We start from the raw sequence: 5115 nt of genomic DNA, 5'->3' as shown, positions 1-5115 counted from the left end.
GGGTTGTCGCGGTAGGCGAGCAGGTCGGCGGCATGTTCGATGGCGGCGGAGATCGGCGTTTTGCCGACCGGTTTGATCGCATTCACCTGCGCTTGAAACGCCTCTTTGTCCACCGGCTGCGGGGTCACCAAGGTTTCGATATCGGTGCAATCGCCTTGGCTCCGGTGACCATAAGCGACGAGCCCCAAGTTCGTTTCGGCGCTCCACCCCTGCACCAAATCCTCCAGCACATCACGGGCGATTTCCATCTTGGAGGTGCCGTCAATCTGCCCCCACATCGAGCCAGATGCGTCATAGACAATGACGACATCCTCAGCAGCCTGCGCCACCGCAGCACAGAAAATGCCACCTGAAATTGCTGTAATAGCCAACTTTGACGTAATCAGTTTCATTTAATGCTCTCTTTAATATAGGAATATCAGTGCGGAGGTTGTTGGTTACGGCAGCTCATGCTGCCCGCTGACTGGTGATCCAACCGCCTCGTACGCTTTCTTCGCAGCCTCAGCCCGGCCAGCTTTCCCGCGATGCGTACCTTCTGCGTAATGGGCCTTCTGCACGCGGTCCGTATTTGCATCCACGAGCATAGTCTGCACATCGTTAATGCCATCCTCTTCGATAGCGAGGAACTTGAAGCGGAGACGCGTGCTGGCGGGCGGGTATTTCTTCACCGGCGCACATATGTCTGCGGCCAAAGGATCATCGACCTCGACGCGCGATCGCTCTGGGCTGTGCGGCTTGACCGGTAGCAGCCTACCTTCATCATCCAGCAGGACATTGGTCTCAACGATGGTCGAGGTATCAGGCGGGTAGATGCGGCAGGTCTTTACCCCGGTCAGCTCGATCGGACATCCTGGCTCCCCGGGTTGGACCACAGTCACCCCCCTATCGCTCTGCCGGGTTTTGGCCACCGTCCGCGCGGCTGAAATATAGTGGCTCGCTTGGCCCGCTGGAATCCCCAGTTCAGTCGCCACAATATCGATCGCCTCATTGCGCAGGTCCGGATCTATGGTGAGCCGATCGAGGTCTCTCTCTTCAGCGGCAGGCTCATCCGCGCAGCCGGTCATATCGGGTTGCGTAACATCGCGCGGGTCCAGAGCGACGGGGATATTGAAGGCAAACCCATGCGAGACCCCGGCGACCTCCCCGACCATGATCTTATGATCGACGACGCGCAGCGTTAATTCGGCGTCATTGGTTCCGATATCCTGCGCTACATAGAGGGTGTCATCCATTATAGATTGCAAGAACAGCATCTGCTTTGCACCCTGAGACAAGATGAACTGACGCCCGCACTGGCTGACCTTGACCTCGTGGATACCTTCGCTTTTCGGTTTCCCTATGAAATGGCCAAGCCATTCGCCCCTGTAAGCGTTGTAGAGTTCCGCCGCCTTTGCGCCATTTGGCGGTGCGTGGCCTGGGAGCGCGATCACCGTGTCCTTACCGTTGAAGAATTCATAAGTGCCTTCACAAATGACGTTAGCCTCGGCTGCTATTGCTGCCGGAGCACCGATGGCGAGCGCGAGGAAAGCACAGGCTTTAGATCTCATTTCCCTACTCCAAACTCTCTATTGTGCCGCGGGTTGTGCCGCAGGGTTAGGGACCGCTGCGCGGCCACCGCCAAAGGCACGCTCTTTCAGCTTGCGGAACTTGCCAGACATTTGCTCCAGCTTGGCATCCCATTCGGGGTTCGGCTCTTGGCCCTCGATGGTTTTGAAATAGACCTGCATCATGCAGGTGATGGCAAAGGGTTCGAGCAAGGCGGCCTTGACGCTCCAAGCAAAGAGCAGTGCAAAGACCACGCCCCCGGCGGCCCATGCCCCCGGCATCAGATAAACGACCAAGGCCGCGGGGGCGAGCATCACCACAAAGACCAGAAAGCTCAGACCATAGACGATCAGCGCCAGCCATGCCGCGTTTTTAAGCATCACTTTGTAGTTCTGCCCATAGAGCACCAAAGCCTCCCGCGCGGACATCCACGCGTTGTCGGACCGCGTGCGGATCGCATAGGCAAGGATCACCTCATCCACAAAGCCCACTGCGATGCGCAAAAAGGCCGACAGGATGCTGGCAAGCTGTTGCACCCCCGGCACGGGCAGGATTGTGAGGATGCCGCGCAAAAGCCCGGCGATGGCGCGGACCACGCCTTTGATCAGTTGGTCCATGACGAAAAGGGTGCTGGCCTGTGGAAAACGCTCTTTGACCACGGTGGTCGCATGGGCGACCTGACTGCGGCCCTCCGGCATCGGCTTGCCGTCGATCAGTTCGACCAACACGGCGATATGGCCGGCTTTGACGATGTAGAGGATATATTCACGCGCCCAGTACATCAGCGCCCCGAAAATGCCGAAGCCCGCAAAACCGCCCCATGCGGTGGTCGTGGCGCGGAACTCCGCATCGCCAAAGCCGCCGATGCCCCAGCCGACCCCCGCCCCCATGCCGGTGACGAGGATATAGCCCAGCGTAATCCCGAAGTAGACCGCCATGCGCAAAAGGATGAAAGGCAAGGTGCGCCCCATCAGCCTAAGCGCTCCGCCGATGCTGAAATTCCACATGGTTGTTCCCCTCCCTTATCGACCCGCCGGACAGCTGCGCGGCGGGTTAGATCTCACATTTGCTATTGCCGTATTTCGCCGCACAGGCCCGCGCCGCGCAGGAGGCGATCTGCGGGTCCCGCTGCGCCTTGCGAATATCGACCCGCTCAACCGTGGTGTAAGGCACTGAGATCGCCTTCATCACCGGCTTGCAGGTGGTGGTGGTGCCTGCGGTCTCACAAACGGTCTCCCCACTCGGGCGCTCAACGCTGCGGTATTTGGTGACCGGTTCATGGCGATAGACGGGTGGGATCTTGAGCAGCCACTCCGCCTCGCAATGGGTCCGCTCGGTGCGATACTCCGGCGTGCCGCAAGATTGCAGGACCAACAGGCCAATGAGGACAGAGACAGTATTAGCAAGACGCATAGCGCGGTGATCCTTTTCGACACCCCCTTCGCATAATCGCTAAACCGCCAAGCCGCCCCCTTCGTTTGGACGGGGAAAAGCGAAACTTTTCACGTTATGATTGCATGCTGACCGCCAGACTGTTGAACTGCCGAAAAGAAATGAGGGTCTTATGCGTTACGCGGCTATATCAATCTCGACCTGCATCGCGCTTGCCGGGGCCGCTCTGGCCGCTGAAGAACCGGTGATACTAAAGGTCACTGGCCTGATTGACGACGCACCTGCGCATTTCACCATGGCCGATCTGCGCGCCCTGCCCACCACCACGTTAGAGACATCGACAGTGGTGACCGATGGGGTACACAACTTTACCGGTGTGCTGCTGCGCGATCTGCTTGCCCAATTGGATGCGACGGGGGATGTGATCACGGCTACCGCGCTCAACGACTATGTGGTCGACATCCCCCGCGCGGATGTTGAGCAATACGACGTGATCGTTGGCTACAGTATGAATGGCGCGGAACTGGACCGGGCCGACAAGGGCCCGCTTTGGATCGTCTATCCGCGTGACGGGCATGAGGCATTGCAAGACATCCGCTATGACTACCGCTGGGTCTGGCAACTGTCGGAGCTTGAAATCAGATGAGACCCCTCGGTCGGCCCGGTCTTGCTCTGATCCTGCCGCTGATCGCCATTTTTGTCTTTGCGGTGCTTCTGGCCTTTGCGCTGAACCGCATGGTCCGGGTCGCGGATGATATTCGCGTCAATGCGGAGCATAATATGCTCTGGGTCATGCACCAAAGCGAGATTGCCGCACGGCGTCTTGTCGAGACCACTTTGAGGGCGGAGTTGGGGGAGGCAGATGCGGCGGAGATCGCGCTGCGTCTTGACCTGTTGCGCAGCCGCTTTGCGCTGCTGCACGAAGGACCGCAACGGCGCTTCATGGAAGAGATCGGGATGCGCGAGCAGCTTTCAACGCTGAACCAGACTTTGCAGAGCATCGCGCCTCCGTCTGCCCCGATCTCTCCTTCCACGGCGCAGGACTTGCGCGAGGCGCTTGCGCCGTTCACGCGGTTCTTTTCCCGCGCGGCCAACAAAACCATGATCCGCGAATGGGACGACCTGGGCGGGCGGCTCGAAACCGCACGCGCGCAGTTGCGCCAGATCATCGCCTCGCTCTTTGGGATCACCGTGACCGGCGCTGTCTTGATCCTGACGCTCTTTTTCGCGCTGCGCCTGTCGCGCCAGCGGACCAACATGCTGCGGCGCGAGCGGGATTTCTCGGCGCTGTTGGTGTCTTCCAGCGGTGACGGGATTTTGGCGATCGACGCGGCCGGGCGCTGCACGATCTGGAACGACGCCATGGCCACCATGACCGGCCAACCGGCAGAGCGAGCCGTGGGGCGAAAACTGTCTGATATCACAGGTTTCTTTGGCACTGCCCATGTCCAAACGGCGCTTAAGGCATCGCTCGCTGGGAAGGACCGCAGCATTGCCTTGCAGCCCTATTACCGCGATGCGGAGGAACCCGCGCTTTATGTCGACCTGCGCTTTTCGCCCATGTTGGACGAGGGGCGCGTCGTCGGAGCCATTGTGTTTATGCATGACGCAAGCGACCGCTACGCCGCACGCCAACGGGCCGCGCAAACCCGCGGGCATCTGGAACAACTTGTGGCGGAACGCACCCGCGAGCTCGATGAGGCGCTGTTGCGAGAGCGCTCTGCTGCGGATCTTTACCGCAATTTCGCAGGGATGATCTCGCATCAATTCCGCACACCTCTGGCGGTGGCCGATTCCGCATTGCAACGTCTGATCCGCCGGGGCGGCCGCGCCAGCACAGCAGAGATCGTGGACCGCGCGCGCGGGGCGCGGGATGCCATTGCCGGGCTGACCCGGCTGGTGGCCAGCACGATGGACGCCACACGGCTTCAAACCGGTCAGGTGGGCGCGCGCCGGGTCGCCTGCGATCTGAGCAATTTGCTTGAAGGGGTCCGTGCCAGACAACAGGCGATGGCTCCCGAAGCGCGGATTGAGACAGATCACCCTGCCAATCTGAATGCCGTCGCCCTTTGCGACCCCGCGCACGCGGAACAGGTGCTGGAAAACCTCATGTCGAACGCCGTAAAATATGCGCCTAAGGGCTCTGCAATCACCGTACATCTGCATGGGAACGCAACG

Annotated in this window: 6 protein-coding genes; 2 read left to right on the top strand and 4 right to left on the bottom strand. The window is 60.0% G+C overall.

Annotation, left to right across the window (positions count from 1 at the left end; genetic code table 11):
- From HTT03_RS13695 to HTT03_RS13680, 4 genes are all read right to left on the bottom strand, one after another.
- Positions 1 to 392, bottom strand: a 392-nt coding sequence (locus tag HTT03_RS13695) for a vWA domain-containing protein (RefSeq protein WP_174860363.1), incomplete at its 3' end; no start/stop codon positions are given.
- 45 nt (positions 393 to 437) lie between these two features.
- Positions 438 to 1547: a hypothetical protein gene (locus HTT03_RS13690; RefSeq protein ID WP_174860362.1), complete on the bottom strand. Its 1110-nt coding sequence runs from the start codon at positions 1545 to 1547 to the stop codon at positions 438 to 440.
- Between the two features lie 18 nt (positions 1548 to 1565).
- On the bottom strand, positions 1566 to 2552 hold the full coding sequence (locus HTT03_RS13685; RefSeq protein ID WP_174860361.1) for a hypothetical protein: 987 nt from the start codon (positions 2550 to 2552) through the stop codon (positions 1566 to 1568).
- 46 nt (positions 2553 to 2598) lie between these two features.
- A complete protein-coding gene (locus tag HTT03_RS13680) occupies positions 2599 to 2958 on the bottom strand; it encodes a hypothetical protein (RefSeq protein WP_174860314.1) in 360 nt (119 codons plus the stop codon).
- 151 nt (positions 2959 to 3109) lie between these two features.
- Between HTT03_RS13680 and HTT03_RS13675 the strand changes: the two genes are divergently transcribed.
- Both HTT03_RS13675 and HTT03_RS13670 read left to right on the top strand, forming a co-directional pair.
- On the top strand, positions 3110 to 3583 hold the full coding sequence (locus HTT03_RS13675) for a putative pterin-binding protein (protein WP_174860313.1): 474 nt from the start codon (positions 3110 to 3112) through the stop codon (positions 3581 to 3583).
- On the top strand, positions 3580 to 5115 hold a 1536-nt coding region (locus HTT03_RS13670; protein WP_174860360.1), incomplete at its 3' end, for a sensor histidine kinase. The genes HTT03_RS13675 and HTT03_RS13670, both read left to right, overlap by 4 nt.

The organism is Sulfitobacter maritimus (genome assembly GCF_013346665.1).
GTDB lineage: Bacteria > Pseudomonadota > Alphaproteobacteria > Rhodobacterales > Rhodobacteraceae > Sulfitobacter > Sulfitobacter maritimus.
This window is presented reverse-complemented; position numbering and strand designations above follow the sequence as displayed.